Annotated in this window: 25 protein-coding genes; 21 read left to right on the top strand and 4 right to left on the bottom strand. The window is 66.9% G+C overall.

The window, feature by feature from the left end; translation table 11 throughout:
• On the top strand, window positions 1-2,265 hold the full coding sequence (locus ACWPN3_RS21565) for an AAA family ATPase (RefSeq protein ID WP_492261734.1): 2,265 nt from the start codon (window positions 1-3) through the stop codon (window positions 2,263-2,265).
• 451 nt (window positions 2,266-2,716) lie between these two features.
• Entirely contained in the window at window positions 2,717-3,205 is a 489-nt protein-coding gene (gene nusG, locus ACWPN3_RS21560) for a transcription termination/antitermination protein NusG (protein ID WP_492261733.1), read from the top strand.
• A gap of 174 nt (window positions 3,206-3,379) precedes the next feature.
• On the opposite strand, the gene ACWPN3_RS21555 is transcribed toward nusG, so the two are convergent.
• Both ACWPN3_RS21555 and ACWPN3_RS21550 read right to left on the bottom strand, forming a co-directional pair.
• A complete protein-coding gene (locus ACWPN3_RS21555; protein ID WP_492241114.1) occupies window positions 3,380-3,571 on the bottom strand; it encodes a helix-turn-helix domain-containing protein in 192 nt (63 codons plus the stop codon).
• 325 nt (window positions 3,572-3,896) lie between these two features.
• Window positions 3,897-4,109, bottom strand: coding sequence for a helix-turn-helix domain-containing protein (locus ACWPN3_RS21550; RefSeq protein WP_492241113.1), 213 nt, complete (start codon window positions 4,107-4,109; stop codon window positions 3,897-3,899).
• A gap of 320 nt (window positions 4,110-4,429) precedes the next feature.
• On the opposite strand from ACWPN3_RS21550, the gene ACWPN3_RS21545 reads away from it, so the two are divergent.
• The 16 genes from ACWPN3_RS21545 to ACWPN3_RS21470 all read left to right on the top strand — a co-directional run bounded on the left by ACWPN3_RS21545 (window position 4,430) and on the right by ACWPN3_RS21470 (window position 17,329).
• A complete protein-coding gene (locus ACWPN3_RS21545; RefSeq protein ID WP_492241112.1) occupies window positions 4,430-4,720 on the top strand; it encodes a hypothetical protein in 291 nt (96 codons plus the stop codon).
• Window positions 4,720-4,902 carry a hypothetical protein gene (locus ACWPN3_RS21540; protein WP_492241111.1) on the top strand — a complete coding sequence of 61 codons (183 nt, stop codon included), beginning with the start codon at window positions 4,720-4,722 and terminating at the stop codon, window positions 4,900-4,902. The genes ACWPN3_RS21545 and ACWPN3_RS21540 overlap by 1 nt, the downstream gene beginning before the upstream one ends.
• The gene (locus tag ACWPN3_RS21535) at window positions 4,902-5,204 is read left to right on the top strand and encodes an HNH endonuclease (protein WP_492241110.1); all 303 of its coding nucleotides are present in this window, start codon (window positions 4,902-4,904) and stop codon (window positions 5,202-5,204) included. Before ACWPN3_RS21540 ends, ACWPN3_RS21535 begins: the two co-directional genes overlap by 1 nt.
• A gap of 96 nt (window positions 5,205-5,300) precedes the next feature.
• Complete coding sequence (locus ACWPN3_RS21530; protein WP_492241109.1) at window positions 5,301-5,804, top strand: P27 family phage terminase small subunit; 504 nt, start codon at window positions 5,301-5,303, stop codon at window positions 5,802-5,804.
• Between the two features lie 92 nt (window positions 5,805-5,896).
• Window positions 5,897-7,600, top strand: a complete 1,704-nt coding sequence (locus tag ACWPN3_RS21525; protein ID WP_492241108.1) for a terminase large subunit — start codon at window positions 5,897-5,899, stop codon at window positions 7,598-7,600.
• Window positions 7,601-7,607: 7 nt separating this feature from the next.
• Window positions 7,608-9,557, top strand: a complete 1,950-nt coding sequence (locus ACWPN3_RS21520; protein WP_492261732.1) for a phage portal protein — start codon at window positions 7,608-7,610, stop codon at window positions 9,555-9,557.
• A 201-nt stretch (window positions 9,558-9,758) separates the two neighbouring features.
• Entirely contained in the window at window positions 9,759-10,916 is a 1,158-nt protein-coding gene (locus ACWPN3_RS21515) for an HK97 family phage prohead protease (RefSeq protein ID WP_492241106.1), read from the top strand.
• An 83-nt stretch (window positions 10,917-10,999) separates the two neighbouring features.
• Window positions 11,000-12,355 (top strand): phage major capsid protein, encoded by a 1,356-nt coding sequence (locus ACWPN3_RS21510; protein ID WP_492241105.1) that lies wholly within the window; start codon window positions 11,000-11,002, stop codon window positions 12,353-12,355.
• Window positions 12,356-12,377: 22 nt separating this feature from the next.
• Window positions 12,378-12,848: a hypothetical protein gene (locus tag ACWPN3_RS21505; RefSeq protein WP_492241104.1), complete on the top strand. Its 471-nt coding sequence runs from the start codon at window positions 12,378-12,380 to the stop codon at window positions 12,846-12,848.
• A gap of 55 nt (window positions 12,849-12,903) precedes the next feature.
• Window positions 12,904-13,350, top strand: a complete 447-nt coding sequence (locus ACWPN3_RS21500; protein WP_492241103.1) for a hypothetical protein — start codon at window positions 12,904-12,906, stop codon at window positions 13,348-13,350.
• A gap of 137 nt (window positions 13,351-13,487) precedes the next feature.
• Entirely contained in the window at window positions 13,488-14,150 is a 663-nt protein-coding gene (locus ACWPN3_RS21495; protein ID WP_492241102.1) for a hypothetical protein, read from the top strand.
• 4 nt (window positions 14,151-14,154) lie between these two features.
• Window positions 14,155-14,496: a hypothetical protein gene (locus ACWPN3_RS21490; RefSeq protein ID WP_492241101.1), complete on the top strand. Its 342-nt coding sequence runs from the start codon at window positions 14,155-14,157 to the stop codon at window positions 14,494-14,496.
• Window positions 14,497-14,500: 4 nt separating this feature from the next.
• Window positions 14,501-14,959, top strand: coding sequence for a hypothetical protein (locus tag ACWPN3_RS21485; RefSeq protein ID WP_492241100.1), 459 nt, complete (start codon window positions 14,501-14,503; stop codon window positions 14,957-14,959).
• A 5-nt stretch (window positions 14,960-14,964) separates the two neighbouring features.
• The gene (locus ACWPN3_RS21480) at window positions 14,965-15,198 is read left to right on the top strand and encodes a hypothetical protein (protein ID WP_492241099.1); all 234 of its coding nucleotides are present in this window, start codon (window positions 14,965-14,967) and stop codon (window positions 15,196-15,198) included.
• Between the two features lie 87 nt (window positions 15,199-15,285).
• On the top strand, window positions 15,286-16,776 hold the full coding sequence (locus ACWPN3_RS21475) for a phage tail tube protein (protein WP_492241098.1): 1,491 nt from the start codon (window positions 15,286-15,288) through the stop codon (window positions 16,774-16,776).
• 148 nt (window positions 16,777-16,924) lie between these two features.
• Window positions 16,925-17,329, top strand: a complete 405-nt coding sequence (locus tag ACWPN3_RS21470; protein ID WP_492241097.1) for a hypothetical protein — start codon at window positions 16,925-16,927, stop codon at window positions 17,327-17,329.
• Between the two features lie 8 nt (window positions 17,330-17,337).
• Here the strand turns inward: ACWPN3_RS21470 and ACWPN3_RS21465 are convergent, their stop codons facing one another.
• Window positions 17,338-17,499, bottom strand: coding sequence for a hypothetical protein (locus ACWPN3_RS21465; RefSeq protein WP_492241096.1), 162 nt, complete (start codon window positions 17,497-17,499; stop codon window positions 17,338-17,340).
• Window positions 17,500-17,535: 36 nt separating this feature from the next.
• On the opposite strand from ACWPN3_RS21465, the gene ACWPN3_RS21460 reads away from it, so the two are divergent.
• From ACWPN3_RS21460 to ACWPN3_RS21450, 3 genes are read left to right on the top strand one after another with little or no spacing between them, the layout of a single operon-like run.
• Entirely contained in the window at window positions 17,536-17,709 is a 174-nt protein-coding gene (locus ACWPN3_RS21460) for a hypothetical protein (RefSeq protein WP_492241095.1), read from the top strand.
• A gap of 3 nt (window positions 17,710-17,712) precedes the next feature.
• On the top strand, window positions 17,713-18,462 hold the full coding sequence (locus tag ACWPN3_RS21455; protein ID WP_492241094.1) for a hypothetical protein: 750 nt from the start codon (window positions 17,713-17,715) through the stop codon (window positions 18,460-18,462).
• Between the two features lie 18 nt (window positions 18,463-18,480).
• Window positions 18,481-19,032 carry a hypothetical protein gene (locus ACWPN3_RS21450; RefSeq protein ID WP_492261731.1) on the top strand — a complete coding sequence of 184 codons (552 nt, stop codon included), beginning with the start codon at window positions 18,481-18,483 and terminating at the stop codon, window positions 19,030-19,032.
• Window positions 19,033-19,056: 24 nt separating this feature from the next.
• Here the strand turns inward: ACWPN3_RS21450 and ACWPN3_RS21445 are convergent, their stop codons facing one another.
• Window positions 19,057-19,224: a hypothetical protein gene (locus tag ACWPN3_RS21445; protein ID WP_492261730.1), complete on the bottom strand. Its 168-nt coding sequence runs from the start codon at window positions 19,222-19,224 to the stop codon at window positions 19,057-19,059.
• Between the last annotated feature and the right edge of the window lie 69 nt (window positions 19,225-19,293).

Below are 19,293 nucleotides of genomic sequence, written 5' to 3'. Positions count from 1 at the left end.
ATGACTTCGTTCCGCGCATGGTTCGACGCCGGCTTCACGGATCTGGTGTCCGTCGTGCCGCCCGGCGCACCGCTGTCCGAGCGCACCAAGCTGCGCCTGGAAGACCGCGGCAAGGTGCCCGGCTTGCATGGGTGCCACGGCTGGTACGGCTTCGATTGGATGAAGCACACGGCGACCGCCGATGAGGTGCTGACCTGGGAAGGCCATGGCGCCAACCTGGGTCTTCGCGCTACCCGATTCCCGGCCATCGACATCGACGTCACGGACCGCGAGATCCGGGACTTCATCCAGGGGCTAGCTGATCGGCATCTCGGTCCCGCGCCCGCGCGCACCGGCCGGGCGCCTAAGCTGCTGCTGGTCTACAGGCTGGCTGAAGGCCAGACGCCGATGACCCGCCGCCGGCTATGGTTCAAGGGGCCGGACGGACGCGACCACCTTGTCGAGTTGCTGGGCCACGGCCAGCAGTATGTCGTCGAAGGGACGCACCCCGTCACGCGCAAGCCCTACAGCTGGGACGTCAGCCCGGCCGATCTGGGCGCGGACATCCTCGCCCCCATCACCCACGCGCAGATGGACACCTTCGCCGAGGAGCTGGAGACCCTGCTCGATTGCGTTGGCTGCACGGATCTGCGATGGGAAGGCTCGGGGGATGAGGTGACGGACCGGGCGGCCATCGTGCAGAACGACCTGCTGGCGCCCAGCCTCGACGCCCTGGCCGCCGCCGTCGCCACCATCCCGAACGACAACGATCGGTTCCCGAACCGCACGGACTATCTGCGCATGGGCTGCGCCATCAAGGCCGCCGGTGCCGATGACCCTGATCGGGCCATGGAGGTCTGGGAGGAGTGGGCCGGCCGCTGGGAAGGCAACGCGATCGTCGCCGGCAACGACCCGGTCGAAGTCGTCTCGGACTGGGAGCGCATGAAGCCGCCGTTCGAGGTCGGGTGGGGCTATGTGCGCGACGTCGCCCAGGACTGCGGATTCCCGGTCGCCGCCGGCGAGTTCGACGATCTGCCGGAAGAGCCGGACGCCGCCGGCGGCGAGGAGGTCAAGCGGTACGCCCCGATCCCGCGCACCCTGCCGGCCGGCTTCGCACCCGCCGCCATCCCACGCCGCCGGTGGGTGCTGGGCGCCCGGTTCCTGCGCGGTGCCGTGACCGGTGGCATCGGCGCGCCCGGTGTCTCCAAGTCGACCATGTCCATCCTGTCGGCGCTGGCCGTCATCACCGGCCGCAGCGACCTGACGGGCGAGACGGTACATGTCCGAGGCAACGCCTGGGTCCACAACAACGAAGACCCGCTGGACGAGTTGGAGCGGCGCATCGCTGGCGTGTGTCTGCGCCACGGCATCGAGTTCGATGAGGTCCGCCCGCATCTGTTCTACAGCAGCGGCGCCGATCAGCGCCTCGTTGTGGCGGGCAAGGACGCTTCCGGCACCGTCCGGCGGCATAAGGGAGCGGCGGAGATCGAGGCCTTCATCCGCGAGAACAAGATCGTGTTCTGGGCATGTGACCCGTTCGTCTCGACGCATGACGGCGTAGCCGAGAACGCCAACGAGGAAATCGAGAAGGTGGTGGGGGTGTTCCGCGAGATCGCCCAGGCCACGGACTGCGCCCTCGATCTGGTCCACCACGCCGTCAAGAACCACTCGGGCAACAGCGAGGCCCGCGCCGGCGACATGAACGCAGCGCGCGGTGCCAGCGCCTTCATCGGCGCGGTGCGCGTCGCATACACCCTGTCCGCCATGAGCCAGGACACCGCCGAAGAGCTGAACCTGCAGGACGACGAGGCCGCGCGCCTCGTGCGCCTGGACGCCGCCAAGGGCAACTATGCCCCGCGGTCCTGGGAGCCGCGCTGGTACAAGCTGGAGAGCCAGTCGCTCGGCAACGGCGAGGACTTGGCGGACGATGACCTGCTGACCGGGGCGGGCGGCCCGGACACCGTGGGCGTCCATGTGCTGTTCGACATCGGCGCAGCACGCCGGGCTGCCGAGGAGCGCCAGGAGGACAAGGCGGCCGAGAAGATCGCCCAGGACCGGGACGACATCGTCGCCGAAATGCCCGGTGACGCCTGCCTGCTGGCCGACCTGATCCCGAGCCTGTGCGCCCGCTGGGAGGTGAAGGACCGCATGGCGCGGGAGCGCATCACGGTGGCGCTACCCGCCGGGAAGGACATGGCGGCAGCTGGATGGATGGTCCGGGCGGACCGCGCAGGGCGGACGGATCGCTCGCCTATCGAGGTTCGCCGCTGGCGAGCAGGCGGGTAGCGCGCGGCATGCTGCACCTGCGTTGCACCGTTGCATTTAGCCCCCGACTGCAACGGTGCAACCCTTGGAAACCCTGGACGAAGTGTCATGTTGCAGTGCCGTTGCAGTCGATCTCACTGCAACGCCGAAAATCAGGGCTCAAAAGCCTAGGGTTTTCAAGGGTTGCACCGTTGCAGTGGGTTGCACCCCTAAAGGGGTGTTCCGCTCCGTTGCAACGCTCCACACCCAGGTCTTTAGGGCCTTCCCCAAACACCACAACCGGAGTGGCCGCGGTGAACAGCGCGGCCACGATGGACGGAGCGGGACACAGCGCAGAACAGGGGCCGGATGGAGGACAAATCGATAGGTGGTATGATTGACGGTTGTGTTACCACCACCTGTTGATTTCTGGTTTCAGGCGCGCTACGGTCTCCCCATCGTCCCGCCCTTTTTTGCCGCTGGAGCTTGACCCATGGGCCTTGATGTTCCGGACCTTCACGGCAAGCGCTGGCACGTCGCGGTGGTCAAGCCGCAGGTGCAGTATCGGGACATCGCTCGGAAGGCCCTTGAGGCGCGTGGCTATGCGGTCCTGTTGCCGATGTGCAGGGAGCTGGTCGCCGGCAAGGCCGTGGAGCGGCCGATGTACGGGAGGTATCTGTTCGTCGGGGTCGGACCGGATCAAGACGGCTGGAGCATCCGGTGGGCGCCCGGCATCCAGCACATGACCCTGGACGCCAAGCGCCGCCCCGTCACCGTGGGCATTCCCGTGCTGGCGGCCATCGGCGCGCGCATGCAGGCCGATGGCGGGGTGGTGGACCTCTGCCCGAAGCCCGTGGCGGTCGGATCCGGCTTCGCTCCAGGCCAACAGGTCCGGGTAGCAGAGGGGCTGTTCGACGGGATGAGCGGCCTGTTCGAGGCTGACGAGGGCGAGCGGTGCCGTGTGCTTCTGAGAACTCTTTGACCGCGAGACGGTGGCGCACGTTCCTGCCCGCAAGCTGGTTGCCGCATAGTCCTTGACGGACGCAATCGATAGGCGTACACCGGTCCTCAAGTGGACCTGATTTCTCGGCCCACGGCGGATGCCGTGGCGGTTCAGGTTCAAGCGCCCGCCCGGTCTTTACCGCGGCGGGTTTCGTCATTCTGGTTCGCCGAAAGGAGCCAATCCGGCCTGGACCGCAGCACAGGCGAGAGCCACAGTCCGGCTGATCGGACGTTCATCGGCTTCCCAGAGTTGGACGCTCCGTTTGGTGACGCCGAGCGCATCAGCAGCTTCCTGCTGCGTCAGGTTCTGGCCCTTGCGCCACGTCTTGAACTCTTCGCCGTTCATGCTAACCTCTCGCTCCAGGAGGTGACGCGCTTCCGTCCATCTGGTAGGTGGAGCCGGTTTCCCGGCCCCACCCTTCGGCCCTTAGCCCTTCTCCCTGGTGTCCAGTTCAATCTCGGCGGTCAACCTGATCTTGAACCTGACTTTCGGGAAGAGGCCCTTCAGCCACTCCAGAATGTTCACTGCGCGTCACCTCCTTTCGGTTCGTCGTTCGGGACCATCCCGTCCGACAAGTTCAAGATAGGCGAACAGAGTTCGCCAGTCAACAGGAAAAGCGAACTCTGTTCGTTTTTCTTTGCCCGCCCGGCCCTCACCGAGGCGGGTTTTGTCATTCCGGCCCCTCGAAATCGGCAATGCCTTGGCACAGAGCGGCAAGGGCCAGCCTGACAGTCTTCGGGATCTCGACCGGTCGCCCGTCATCGCGCCGGGTGCCACGCTCGTACAACTCGACGGACGATTTGCTGATATCGAGCGCATCGGCCAAGCCCTGCTGGCTTAGCTTCAGATGCTTGCGGGTGCGTTGGAAGTCTTGCGGGGTCATGGGATCAGCCTTACATTTGGGGGGACACGGGGCTGAGCGTCACCTCAGCCCCGCGCTCCCGCCCTTAGCCCCTCAGGATGTCAAGCACCAGCTTGATGATCCCGAGGATCAGGGCCAGGAGTTTGAGGAGGCGTTCCAAGCGCTGCATCCTCTGTCTCCCAGTCGGCGGGGGGAGGCCTGTCCTCCCCCTACCGCGCCGACAAGAGAAGAATAGCGTACTGAGTACGCTAACGCAAGCAGAAAAAGCGTACTGAGTGCGCTTTTCTTCGCCCGCCCGGTCTTTGCCGCGGCGGGTTTCGTCGTTTCGGGGATCACCGCACATGGAAAACCTGCCGATCCCCGATGTCGGGGAAACCATCGTTCGTCTTGCCGGCCTGTCTCCGGCTGCCCAGGTCGCCGCCGTCATCATGATCGGCTTGATCGGGCTGGCCTGGATCATCACCCGCCGGCCGCAACCCGGTCCCGGCAACGAGACGTTCCAACTCGTCATCAACGCAATGAACGAGCAAGCCAAAGCCACGAACGCCCTGGCTGAACAGGTCGAGCGCATCGTGGAACAGAATGCCGACATCATCGCCCGGCTGTCGGTCAAGACGATGGAGCACGCTTGATGTTCGACGCACCGGCCGATCATCTCGCCCTCGCTGCCGTCCAGATCAACGCTGTCGCTGCCGCCTACGCTCGCGCCTCCGACATCGTCCGTCCGCTGATGCGCGACATCCCGGACGGTCACATCGCTGTCGGCGCCATGGACGGCTTTGTCGCGATCATCCCGAAGCTTAGGGAGGGCTGATGCCGTCCCGCCCGCCGGTCTTCCGCGCCCCCGGCTGGCAGCCTGCGCCGCGCAAGCGTCCGCAGGTCCAAAACGCCTACTACGGCTCGTCCGAATGGAAGCGGCTCCGTGCGGCTTGCCTCGCGCGAGACGGACACCGCTGCACCGATCCACACTGCGCCACGCCTGATCGCGGCGTCGGCGGGCGCCTGATCGCCGACCACATCACCCCCCGCCGCGAGGGTGGGCCCGATGCTCTGTCGAACCTGCGAACCCTTTGCCCTGCCTGCGATAATCGTCGGCACGGCAAGCGCGGTGGGTAGGGGGAGCCGATCCTTGGCAGGCCCGAGGGGGTCTACCGGTGGGTGGTAAAATTCCTGTGCGTGCAAAATGGAAACAAAAGGGTTCGGAGGCTGAAAATGGCAGGACGCCCCCCAAAGCCGACGCACCTGAAACTGGTCACCGGCACGGCGCAGAAGTGCCGCACCAACAAGCGGGAACCGAAGCCCGAGCGTTCGATCCCGTCGCCGCCGGCCCACCTGACCGACAAGGCCAAGACCACCTGGGGCGCCGTCTCGGTGCTCCTCGACAAGATGGGCGTGCTGACCGAAGCCGACGGCTTGGCGATGGTCGGGCTGTGCGAGGCATACGCCGATCTGCTGGCCGCGCGTGAGTCGCTGTCCCGCCCGCTGACGATAGAGTCGGAGGGCGGCAGCACGGTCTTCGCCGAGGGCGGCGAGCGGTATTACTGGACCATGGGCAAAAGCGGCCCGATGCGTCGCGCCCGCCCGGAGATCGCCGACATCGCCGATGCCGACCGCCGGTTCGCCGCGTGGCTGGCGAAGTTCGGCCTCACGCCGGCGGATCGGACCCGCGTGGCTGGTCAGCTGCCCGGTGACAGCAACCCGTTCGCGGACCTGTAATGCCCCGCGCGCCTCGTCAACACCAGCCGGGCGTCCGTCGGCCCCGTGGAGCGGCCGGCGGCAAGCCTCCCGGCCCGGTCGCACACCCGCATGTGGAACTGGCCGAGCGCTACATCGACGACGCGCTGTCCGGCGCGGTGTCAGCCTGCAAATGGGTAAAGCTGGCGTGCCAACGACACCGGAACGACCTGCGCGCCGACAACGCCGCGGACTGGCCGTATCGCTTCGATGCGGTGAAGGCCGAGAAGGCGTGCAAGTTCATCGAGTTGATGCCGCACACGAAGGGCAAGTGGGCGCGTCCGGATCCGCTGAACCCGAAGGGTCATCTGCTCCGCCTGGAGCCCTGGCAGTGCTTCATCGTCTGCATGGTCTTCGGATGGGTGCGCAAGGCCGACGGCTTCCGCCGGTTCCGGCTGGTTTACATCGAGGTGCCGCGCAAGAATGGCAAGTCTGCGCTGGTGGCGGCCATCGGTCTCTACATGCTGTGCGCCGACGGCGAACACGGGGCGGAGGTCTACTCGGGCGCCACAACCGAAAAACAGGCATGGGAGGTGTTCGGCCCGGCCCGACAGATGGCGAACGGCCGGCCCGACCTGAAGCGGCATTTCGGGGTGGAGGTGAACGCTTCGAACATCTCGATCCTGGGGAACAGCAGCAAGTTCGAGCCCGTCATCGGCAAGCCCGGCGACGGCGCTTCACCGTCCTGTTCCATCACGGACGAATATCACGAGCACGCGACCAGCGATCAGTTCGACACCATGGTGACGGGCATGGGCGCTCGCGAGCAACCGCTGGCGATCGTCATCACCACGGCAGGCGATAACATCGCCGGCCCCTGCTACGACATGCGCGACGTCGTGCGGAAGGTGCTGGAAAAGGTTGCGAACGACGACGAGCTGTTCGGGATCATCTACACCGTCGACGATGCCGACGACTGGACCACAGCCGAGGCGCTACGCAAGGCCAACCCCAACATGGGGGTTTCGGTCAGCGAGGAATTCCTCCTCGCCCGGCAGCGCGAGGCGATCAACAACCCCCGCAACCGCGGGCGCTTCCTGACGAAGCACCTAAACAAGTGGGTGAACGCCCGGTCAGCCTACTTCGATATGGCCGCCTGGGACCGGTGCGAGGTGCCTGGGCTGAAGCTGGCGGACTTCGTCGGCCGCCGGGTGGCGCTGGGGCTGGACCTGTCCAGCAAGGTCGATATAGCAGCGCTGGAGGTGCTGGTCCTGCCGGAGAGCGACGACGAGCCATACCGCCTCTTCACATTCCACTACCTGCCAGAGGACACCGTCCTCCTGCCGGAGAACGAGCACTATCAGGCGTGGGATGCGGAAGGGTGGCTGATCGTTACCGGCGGCAATATCATCGACTATGGCGTCATTGAGGAGGACATCCTCGACATCTGCGCGCGGTTCCAGGTGGAAAACATCGCCTACGATCCGCACCAAGCCACGATGCTGGTAACCCGGCTCCAGGCCAGGAAAGCGCCGGTGACTGAGTACCGGCCACTGGTGCTGAATTTCTCCGAGCCGATGAAGGAACTCGACGCCCTGATTCGTGGCGGGAAGCTGCAGCATGCCGGTGACCCGGGCATGAAGTGGATGATGTCCAACGTCGTGGCCCGGCCCGACAAGAAGGACAACGTCTATCCGACCAAGGAAAAGGACGCGAAGAAGATCGATGGGCCGGTGGCCCTGATCTCCGCGCTCGGCGTTTCGATGACGCCCGCCGATGACGACGGGCCGTCTGTCTACCACTCCACGGAACGCTCTGGCGGCTTTCTGACGATTTGAGGTGCCCATGGGCAAGCGAAAGCGGGACCGGCAACAGAGCGTTGCCGTGCAGAAGGAGCTTGGCTCATCGCAGAACCCTTCCGACCTTTTTGTGTCGCTGATGGGCGGGGCGCCCGCGGCTTCCGGCGTCCGGGTTTCCGACATGGCGGCGATGCGCGTCTCCGCGGTCTATTCCTGCGTCCGGGTGATCGCGGAGGATGGGGCGAAGTTGAAGCCGCAGGTCTGGCGGGAGAAGCCGGACGGCTCGCGGGAGCCGGCAACCGACCACCCGCTCCACGCGATCCTGCGGCGCCCCAACCGGCACATGACCCCGGTCAGCCTGTTGCTCGCGCTGTTCTCGGCCTGGGGGTTCCGGGGCAACTCCATCGCCGTGATCCTGCGGGACCGGTTCGGAAACGCAACCGGGCTGTGGCCGGTGCATCCGGGCAGCGTCACGATATACGAGGCGATGGACGGACGCCTGTTCTACGCCATCTCCCGGCGGACGACGCTGGAGAACGCCATGCTCCGCAACGTCCCGCTGATGGTGCCGGATTACGACATCTTCCATGTCCGCGGGATGACGTTCGACGGCGTCGTCGGCCTGTCGCCCCTGGCGCAGCTTCGCGAGTCCATCGGCATTGCCATCGCGGGCGAGGAGCTGTCGGCTAAGCTGATGGCGAACGGTGCCCAGCCAAGCGGCGTCCTGAAGCACCCGAAGGTGCTCACGAAGGATGTGGCCGACCGGCTGAGCGCAAGCTGGAACGGCCGGCACGGCGGACCCGGCAACGCCGGCAAGACGGTGGTGCTCGAGGAGGGGATGGAGTTCGACCAGCTGGGCATGACCTCGGTTGACGCGCAGTTCCTGGAGCAGCGCAAGCTGACGATCGAGGAGATCGCCCGCGGCTTCCGCGTTCCGCTGCACATGATCGGCATGCTGGATCGGATGACGAACAACAACGTCGAGGCGCTGACCCGCGCCTACTACGATCAGACCCTCATGCCGATGCTGGAGGCGTTTGAGGCCGAGTTCGCGCGGGCCTTCAACCTGCCGGACGGCGTCTACGTCGAGTTCGATGTCCGCCGCCTGCTGCGCGCCGACTTCAAGACCCGCCAGGAAGGCATGCGGACCATGTTCCAGTCCGGCGCCCTGATGCCGAACGAGTGGCGCATCGAGGAGGGTTACAACCCCACCCCGGCCGGCCGCGTCTTCGCTCGCCCGCTGAACACCGCCTACGTGGACGAGCACGGCGTCGTCGTCTCCATCACCCCGCCCGGGGGGAGCAGCGACGGAGGTCAGACCAAACATAAGAATGACGACGATTCGGGCGCTCTGGAGGTGGCGCGCGCCCCTTTTGACCGAAAAGTTATAGGGAAGTTGAGACTGAAGCGGGTCTACGTCCGCGACAGCAAAGGGCGTTTTTCCCGTGTCCCACACGCTTCGGATAACCGGATCGCTGCTTGGGTGCTTGCCCTTGCCGGCCGACGAAACCGCGGGCAAAAGCTCCGCTTTCGCCAGACGCTGAGGAAAGTCGGCGAGATATCCTCAGCGGTGTCCGAGGCAGCAAAAGCTCACGGTATCAAGCTGAATGGCCGCAGCCTGCACGTCAGCGCGAAGGATATCGATCATATGCTGTCGCTACACCGCGATAAGGATCGGAACCGGGTACCGGCCTCAGTCATTGCCACTCTGCCGGCTATTATGCGCTCTCCAAAAGCCGTCCTGGCGCAGATTGTCGGGAACGATATAGGCGGACGTCCAATCTATGCCAACGGACTGGTTTATGTGGCGGATGTGCCCGGAGACACACGGCTGGCCAGGATCTGGGTTCCATTCGACAATCCCATAACCATGCCTGCCCGGTCCGGGCAGAAGCGACAGAAGATCGTCGCGCCGGGACCGCACAGCGCGACGCTGACCGATGCGCATCATCTGCGGAATAAAGAGAAATTCAGGGTTCTGACGGGAAGTCTTTGAGACCGCTCGGAGGGGCGCACGTCCCTCATACCGAGACCCCTGCAAGCAAGCTTTCAGGAGACGCGTGCCGGCCACGGCGATTTCCGGTCGTCGAGCGGTCTCAAGAAAAATTATAGGGGCTTTCGCCAGCCTGCACAAGTCGCCGGACAGCGCTTTCGTGTGCGCTCGGACTACGGCACGTTTGCTACACGAGGAACTGAAATGAACATCCAGCGCAAAACACAGAGCGGTGTTGCCACCACTCTGTCCGACCTGCGGCAAGTCCGCGTCATCTGTTCGGCCCCCGACGTGGACCGCGCCGGCGACATGGTGGTTCAGTCCGGCATCGACCTCGTCGCCTATCGCTCCAACCCGGTGGTGCTGTGGCAGCACGACCCGGACCGGCCGATTGCCCACTGCGCCGAGATCGGCGTCACCGACGGCAAGCTGACTGCCCTGGTCCAGTTCCCGCCGGCCGGCGAGGACGAGCTTGCCGATCTGATTTACAACCGTGTGAAGAACAAGGTTGTCAATGCCGTGTCCATCGGCTTCATGGGCAAGAACCTGTCGGCGCTGGACCCGGCCAACCCCCCGCGGTTCGACACCAACGGCTGCAACCTGGGCGGCGGGGTCAAATACGAGACCTGCGAACTGGCGGAGCTATCCTTCGTGTCTGTCCCGGCAGTCCGCGGCGCCCTGGTGGTGGAGCGGTCTGGCACGGTATCGATCGATGCCGCTGAACTGGCGAAGCTGCGCGCCGCCGCCGCCGTGCCGCAGAAGCTGGCAAGCGAATTCCGCACCATCGCCAAGACGGCGCAGAAGGGGGTGAAGGGGCAAATCCTCCGCCTCGCCAACATGGCGGAGAGGTCGGTGGAGGGGGCTGTAGCCAAGGCCGCGCCGCCGCTGACCGCCAAGGGGTTGTGGCACATCGGCCATCTCGCCAGCACCCTCTCTGACCTCAACTGGATCCAGGGTAGCTCCGCCGCCGAGGCGGATTGGGAAGGTGACGACAGCGCCGTTCCCGGCATGCTGGCCGACGCGATGCGCCAGCTGGGCGCCGTGCTGATCGCCATGACCCAGGAAGAGGTCGGGGAATTGCTGGCCGAGCTGGGCGAGCAGGAAGGCGACGACATCGCCAAGGATGCTCCGGCGCTGACCGTGAAGGACATCATCGGTGCCCTGCACGGCAAGGCCATTCCCAGCCTCACCGTCAAAGCCGGGCGCGTGCTGTCCAGCACCAACGAGGCCAGCCTGACCCAGGCCCGCGACTTGATCGACGGCGTGATCCAGCAGGTCGCGACCGAGGACGACGATCTGGAGACCAGAGCGGCCGACCTCCGGATGCTGGAACTGAAGACCCTCGAACTCACCCTCGCCTAACCGCAGGGGAACCCAATCCGCTTTCCTGGCGGATGACCGGCCGGCCGCACCTCGCGCCCGGCCTCTTTTGCGTGGAGCATTTCATGAAGACGATCCCCGAAATCCGCCAGGCACTCGCCGCGGCGGTTGGTACCGCCAAGACCGCGTCCGCCGCGATCACCACGGCCAAGAGTGCGCTCCGCACGGCCGACGCCGCCGGCAAGGAGACTGCGACCAAGGCCGTGATCGACGCCGAGAAGGCGTACACGGACGCCCATCAGGTCGCGAAGGAACTGGGCGAGGAACTGGAGCGCGCGGTGGCGATGGAAACCATGGCGGCCGGCGGCGCCACGCCGCGTAGCGCTCCGGAGGGCACCTTCGCCCCGCTGCCGGCCACCGTGAAGGGCAGCGAGGAGGTGGTCAAGATGGCGCCGATCCGCCGCATGCTCGCCGACATCATGGTCCGCCACACGGGCGGCGAGCTGAATGCGGAGAAGTGGCTCGGGCAGGCCTATGGCGAGGACACCGTCGCCGTCATCCAGCGCTCGATGAACCTCAGCAACTATGCGGCCGGCGGCGCGCTGTCCCTCCCGGACTTTGCCTCGGTGATCATCGGTGGCCTGGACAACATGACGGTGGTGCGCCGCATGTCGCCCCAGGTCCTGAACGTGCCGGGCACCATGATCCTGCCCAAGGAGACGCAGGCGCCGAACGGTTCGTGGACCGGTGAAAACACCGCGCCGACGCCGGGCGAGTTCAAGTTCGGCGACATCCGCCTCGACCCCAAGCGCCTTGCCATCGAGGCGGTCATCTCCCGCCGGTTGCTGGATCAGGCACGCAACGGCGGCGCGGCGGTGCGCAACCTCGAAAGCTATGTCGTTCGCCGGTTGCAGGAGCGCACGGCGGTCAATGAGGACTCCGGCTTCCTCCGTGGCGGCGGGACCGAGCATGTGCCGCTCGGCCTGCGCTCGCAGATCGCCGCCGGAAATGTGTTCGCCAGCAGCGGAGCCGACTCGGCCTCCATCGAGGCGGACCTGCGCAAGGCGGTGACGAAGCCGAAGGAGGCGAACATCATCGTCACCAGCGGCTATTGGGTGATGGCGCCGCGCACCGTGGCGAAGCTGGCCGACCTGCGCGACCCGAACGGGAACAAGATCTACCCGAGCATCGACGTCAACAACACCCTGCTGCGCAATCCGATCATGGAGACCAATCAGGTTCCCGTGAACCTGGGCGGGGCCAACACGGAGATCCTGTTCTTCAACGGCCCGAGCATCATCGTTGCCAATGGCTCGGACGCTGAGGTCCGCGTGTCGCTGGAGGGCGGCTACATCGGCGCGGACGGGAAGAGCTACTTCCTGACTCAGACCAACGAAATCCTCATCCACATGGAGCTGTACGCCGACTGCAAGCTGGAGCGGCCGGAAGCCGGCTCCTGCATCACCGGCGTCAGCTACTAACCCGAGCGGGAGGCATATCACCATGCACGCATCCATGCAGAATGCGGCGGCGCTGATCGCCGCCCGCCACGGCGTTGCCGGCGTCGACGTGACGGCCGGTGGAGCCGGCGACAACATCGAGGTCAACTGCGCCTGGGTCGACCGCCGCGGCTTCGCGTCGCTCAAGGCCGTGGTGACCTACACCGCCACGCTGGCCGCCGCCGCGACGCTGACCTTCGCCGCCAACCTTCAGGACGCCAGCGACAGCAGCGGCACCGGTGCGGACGATTACGGCCCGGCGCTGCCGGCCACCGTGGTTGGCACCGGGCCGGGCGGCAGCGGAACCGTGACCGGTGTGGTGGAGCTGGACTTCGACCTGAGCGGCACGGGCCGGTATGTCCGGCTTCAGGTGACGCCGAACCTGTCGGCGGCCAACACGGACGTCTGCGAGTTCGGGGTGACCTACATCCTGGCCGGCGCCACCGAGAACCCGGTCAGCGGCACGCTGGTCTGATCCGGTCCCCAACCAGAACCAGAAGGGGCGGGGTCGAAAGGCCCCGCCATGCACCATGCTCGTGCGCTTCCTGAAGAACCACACCCCCTATCTCGCAGGGGAAACCGCCTCATTTCCCGCCGCTCAAGCGGCCTCATTCATCGCCAAGCGCGTGGCTGTGGCGGCCACCTCCACCCCGCTCGACAGCGCCGAGGACGGGCCGCCCACCCTGGGGGAGCAGCTGGATAGCCTGCTGGCCGGCTTCCGGCAGCGCGGCATCGATGTCGATCCGACCACGCCGATTGGCGATCTCGTGTTCCACGCCGAGAGCATCCTGGCGGCCGACCGGAGCGCCGCCGACGCCGGGGTGGCGATCGGCCCGGCGCCCGGCGGCGAGGACGCGGCCTCCGGTATCGCCCCCGCCGGCGATAAGCCCGCCGCTGAGGCGAAGCCCGAACCCGAGGTGACTGAAGGTCAGCGGCGCACCGTGACCCCTCCCCGCGTCGCCAAGAGCGCCCAGTGATGGCGAGCGCACCGGAGCGGGACGAAGTCGCGAAGCCGGCGCCCGTCGAACAGCCCCAGCGCATCACGCGCGATCTGCGACCGGCGAAGCCGGCGGCAACGTCGCGGGGCGTTCCTTACACCACCAAGGGGTGATCTATGCCGACCATCGTCGTCACCTCCCCCGCAACCGACCGTCGGCTGTGCGCTCTTGACGCCCTCAAGGCGGAACTCGGCATCGATGCCGGCGACACCCTGTCCGACGCTTGGCTGGAGGCGGAAGCCCTGTCCGCGTCCGACCGGGTTGCGGAGGCATGCCGGATCGCTGGCGACGATGCCGGCGATGCTCCGGCCACCTTTGTGGCGGAGGTGGCGGTTGTCACCTTCGGCGCTGACGAAACCCCGAACGGGAACGTGCTGGAGCTTCCCTGGCGCTACCCGGCCCGCGTGACCGCCGTCGCCATCGGCGGGGAGGCCCTGGACAGCGCTTTCTATCGAGGGCAGCCGAAATCCGGGCTGCTGTCGCGGCTGGTCTCGGGCGGCCGGGCTGGCTGCTGGGAGCGCGAAGAGATTGCCGTCACCATCGTGTCGGGCTGGGCGGTCGATAAGATGCCAACGGTCCTGCAGGATGCCGTGAAGCGGCTGGTGCGGCTGCGCTGGGAGGCCAAGGGCCGGGATATCACGGTGAAGGCCGAAGAGACCGACGGCGTCGGGCGTACGGAATATTGGGTCGGCAGCATGGCGGCCTCCGGTTCGGCCCTGCCGGTTGATGTGCTCGACTCGCTCTATGCGGCCGGCTTTGTCGATGTCGCCGGGGGGTGAGGCCATGGCCCGCTCCCGCGAAGCCCGCATGATCGGCAAGCGTGGCAAGCCGGTTGTGCTGCGCCGCCTGCAACCCGCCTTCACCGAAGTGATCCTCCAGGCGTTCTGGCGGGAGACCGGCAATGACCCCCTGAACGGCAGCGCCGCGCAACGGACCTTCTCGGTCATCATCGCGGCCGACGCCCTGGCGGAAACCGCCTTCCCGGCCGGCGGGCCGCAGAAGGGCGATTTGGTCATCATCAAGCCGACCATCGCGAACGGCGCCTGGACCGGCGGCGGTCAGACGTTGACGGTTTCCACCCCCGGCGAGCGCATCGGCGGCTGGTGGATGGAAGCGAAGGGTTGACCCCATGGCGACGATCCAAGCCTTCAACGCGATCCGCGCTTTCATCCAGGCCAATTGGCCGGACGTCGCGCCGCACGACTGCCCCCTGGAATGGGACAACGAGCCGATCACGCCGCCGCAGCCCTACGGCTCGATAGACCCCAGCACCAATAGGCCGGTGGTCAACGCCTGGGGCCGGGTGCTGATCGACGGCGACCTGTGGGGGCAGGCCAGCATCGGTACTGGCAGCCCGGACACCGATCGGTGGGAGGAAACCGGCTCGCTGATGCTGTTCGTCTTCGTGCCGGTCGGCACCGGCTCCGAGCTGACCCGCGAGTTGCTGACCGCCTTCGCCGAAATGTGCCGCGGGCAGGACATCGGCACCGTCGAGTTTCAGGACATCCGTTTCGACCCCATCGGCGCCAAGGACGACACCGGCAACTGGTGGGGCATGCACATCGTCATCGACTGGAAGAGAGGATAGCCATCATGGCTGAGACCACCCCCACCCCCATCGTCGCCAAGTCCTTCACCACCCTCAGCCGCCGATTCGCCGCCGGCCAGCCGGTCACCGAGGCCGACATCGACGGCCAGCTGACCTTTGCCGATTGGGTCCGCCTCGGCCACATCGCCATGCCCGCCGCCGCGGAGTCGGAGCCCAGCGCCGCGAAGAAGGGCGGTAAGGCGCCCGCTGGCGACGCGACCGAGCCGCCCGCCGCCTGATCCACCTCCCCCCACCCCTGACGATCACCACGCCGCCGGCACCGCCCGAGCGGCTTTTTTCATGCCCGGCTGAAAGGAGCCGCCACCATGTCCAGTTCCAACCGTGTCCGCCTGACCGGCGTCGCCGAGACGACGTACGGCACCACCCCCACCACCCCGCGCATGCGCAAGCAGCGCGTCACGTCCATCGGCCTGTCGAACAAGGCGGTCTACGTCGACAGCGACGACATCCGCGACGACCGGATGAACTCCGACTCGGTGCTGGTCGGCCAGACCAACGACGGCCAACTCGGCATCGAATGGCACTACCCGGCTGACGGCTGCCTGTTGTCTAGCGAGATGGAGTCGGCGTTCGGCAGCCGCTGGAGCAACACTCCGAGCCGTGACAACGACGGCACCGCCGGCAGCGTGATCCAGTCGGTTACCGCTTCGACCCAGGTTGTTGCGGTGGCGAATGCCGCCGCCTTCGTCACCGGTCATCTGGTCTACTTCAGCGGGTTCGGCCCCGCCGCCAACCGCAACAAGCTCGCCAAGGTCACGACCGGCAGCGCGACTGCCCCGGCCTTCGTCGGTGCCGGACTGGTGGACGAGGCGAGCCCGGCCACGGGCGCCCGCATGAAGGTTGTCGGGTTCGAGGGCGCCGCCGACGACATCAAGGCCGTGGCCGACGGGCTGACCTCCGAGGCCGGTGGGCTGGACTTCACCACGCTCGGCCTGCGGGTCGGCCAGTGGGTGAAGCCCGGCGACATCGCCGCCGGCAACCGCTTCGCCACCGCCGGCACCAACGGCTTTGCCCGCGTGGTCGGCATCGCTGCCCGCAAGCTGACCCTGGACAACCTGCCGGGCCAATGGGGCGCAGACACCGGTGCCGGGAAGTCGATCCGGGTGTTTTTCGGGGACGTGCTGGTCAACGGCGTGGAGCAGATCGGCCTGACCCTGGAGCGCGGCTTCATGGATCACACGCCGCCATCCTACATCGCCCAGACCGGTATGCGGGTGAACACGCTGGAGTTCGGCGGGCAGGCCAAGGAGAAGGCCACCGGTTCGATCTCCTTCACCGGGATGAAGGGGATCGTCAGCCCGACCAGTCTGGACGCGACGCCCGATGCCGAGCCGGACAGCAACCTCTATCCGGTGATGGCGTTCAGCGCCAACTGCGGCCGGATCGGTGAAGCCGGCGCGGCCCTCGGCAAGCCCAATTGGGCGAAGGGGGTGAAGTTCACCCTCAACAACAACCTGAGGACCATCGACGCGGCGGCTGACGGCGACAGCATCGCCATGGGTCCGGTCGATGTGGTGGACGGCTCCTGCGATGTGTCGGTCGATCTGGACACCCATTTCGGCAACGCGGACCTGCTCGCCAAGGTGCTGGCCGGCACGCCCACCAGCCTCAACGCCCGCCTCCAGAAGGGCACCCAGGCGATGGTCTGGGAGGCTCCGCGCCTGACCCCGAAGGAAGGCGACCCCAACATCAGCGGCAAGAACACGGACGTCATGCTGCCGGTGAAGCTGTCCGGCTCGAAGGACAGCCTGACCGGGGCGCAGCTGATCGTGAACCGGTTCGAGTTCGTCCGCTGATCTGACGAGACCCCGACGACCACGGGAAAGAGGCTGCCGGCCCTGCCGGCGGCATGACGGCACGCGCGGGCCGCGGGCGGGCGTTTGGTCGGCGCCCGCCCAACCATCGCGCATTTCCGACCAACCGACCAATCAAGGACTTTCGACCGTGGCAAACCTCGCATCCCTGAAGCGCTCCACCGCCGCCCTCACCTCCGGCGCCTGGAAGCGTCCCGACCCCGATCTCGATCTGCAGATCCTCACCCGCGGCTTCACCGACGAGTATCAGGACGCCCAGGCATCCAAGCAGCGCAAGGCCGCCAAGGGCTTCGGCGGTGATACGGAGAAGCTGCCGGTGGCGATGAAGCGCTCGATCAACATCGAATGCCTGATCAAACATTGCCTGCTCGACGTCAAGATGACGGACGACGACGGCAACCCGGTCTCCTTCGAGGAGTTCTGCGACACCATCCGCGATCCGGATTTCTCCGAACTCGCCACCGCGGCCTTCACCGCCGCCGGCATGGTCTCCGCCGACCGCGAGGCCGACGCAAAGGAAGCCGAGGGAAACTGACGGCGGCCCTACGGGACCATCTCAACCGCAAGGCGGACAGCAACGATCTGCTGGCCGACCTTGCGGAGGATGACCCCGACGCGGCCGAGATGGTGGCCGCCCGCCTGGATGACGAGGGCGAGGCGGTCGAACCCCTGCCCTGGTGCCGGTGGGCGTGGCGTGCCTGGCACGCGCTCTCCGATGACCGGCAATGGCGGGGCGGCGGTATGGGGCCGCCCAGCCCCTGCAACATCCCGTGGTCAGTGGCCCGCGCCTATGCCGACGACCACGGGCACGACCTCCCCCTCCTTCTCCGCCTGCTTCGCGCCATGGACGGCGTCTATGCCGAGTGGTGGGCGGAGAAGGTGAAGGAGGCGAACAAGAAGCCGACGACGGAGTGAGCGATGGCGACGAAAGCAGCAGCCTTCAACGCCCGGCTCCGGGTCTTCGTGGATCGGGCGCTCTCTCCAGAGGCCCAATCCCGCCGGCTGGCGGAAATCGCCATCACCGAGCGGGACAGGCTGATCGCCGCCGGCCGGGCCACCCGCCGCTATCGGCGCTGGGTCGATGGGGTCGAGGGTGCGCCCGAGACCGCAGTTCGGCCAGCCGATGGCGGGCGGATCGTCTACCGGTTCTCGATCATGGGCGCGGTCTGCACCTTCGCCCTGTCGTTCCTCATCAACCGCTCGCCGCCCCGATCCTCCGCCCCGCTGAACCCTGCCACGGGCAAGACGGCGCACTACCGGGACGGCTTCTATTTCGGGATCAAGGACAGTTCATCGCCCCGCGGGGACGCCGGTGGCCGGTTCGTCCCCGCCGCACAGTTCAACCCTGCGGCGCTGTCCCCCACCATCACCGAGATCATCATCGGCAACGTGCTGCCCTACAGCCGCAAGGTCGACGTGCAGCTGATCGGGGGTCAGTCGCTGTCATTCCCGGTGCCGCCCGGTCTGTTCGATGATGCCGTGAAGGCGATCCGCTCCCGCTTCGGCGACCTCGTGGAGGTCAAGCGGGTCTACACGATGGATTTCCCCAACCAGTACCGCCTGCGCCAGCGGCAGGTCTGGACCACCGGCAAGCACAAAGGGCTTTCCCGTGGCCGGCAAGGCACGCGCGTGGAAAGCCCCGCCCTGATCATCCAGCCCCGCCGCTGATGCACCCGAGGACCGCCCATGACTGATCAGATCGAGAGCCTTGACGTAGGCTTCCAAGACGGTGTGTCGGCTGGCGCCAAGAAGGCGACCGACGCGGTCACGGGCCTGGGCGACGCCTTCAGCGCCACCGAGGCGAAGGCGGAGCGTGCCGGCAAGGGCACGAAGAAGGCGACCGACGAGGTTGCTGCCGGTGCCGCCGCCGCCGGGAAGGCCATCGACGCCTATGCTGGCACCGTGGAGCGCGCCGACGAGCGTGTGAAGCGGCATACCCAGACGGCGGACCAGCTCGCCAACAAGTACGACCGCACCAAGCGCGAGGCGAACGAGATCGCCAAGGCCACGGCGCGCTACCGGAAAGACCTGGAGGATTCTGGAGCAATCCAGCGCGTCCGCCGCCGCAAAGGAGGAGCAGCGCGCGGCCATCATGGCGAAGATCGAGGGCGCGACGGAGCGCGCTCGGGCCAGGGTCGCGAAGTTCTTCGCGGACATCGAGGCCGGAGCTGCCGCTGCGACCGCATCCGCCGGCGGGATGTCGGCCGGCATGATCGCCGCCACTGCATCGGCCGGTAGCTGGGCCGGCGCGCTGGGCAAGGTCTACGAGACGGCCGGCAGCGCGACCAACGGCCTGACCCAGGCCGCCCGCGCGTTGCGGGCGCTGAACGCCGATTTCCTGTCCGGCCATGCTGAGATGACCGAATGGGCGGCCGGGGCGAAGGGGTTGGAGGCCAGCTTGCGCGGCGTGTCCGCGGCGCAGAAGGCCATCAACGACTCGGTCGGTCTGTCCCGCCAGACGGCAAACGCCGCGGTCATTGGCCCGACGCGCTACGCCAC

It is taken from the genome of Azospirillum sp. UENF 111221, assembly GCF_058780625.1.
This window is presented reverse-complemented; position numbering and strand designations above follow the sequence as displayed.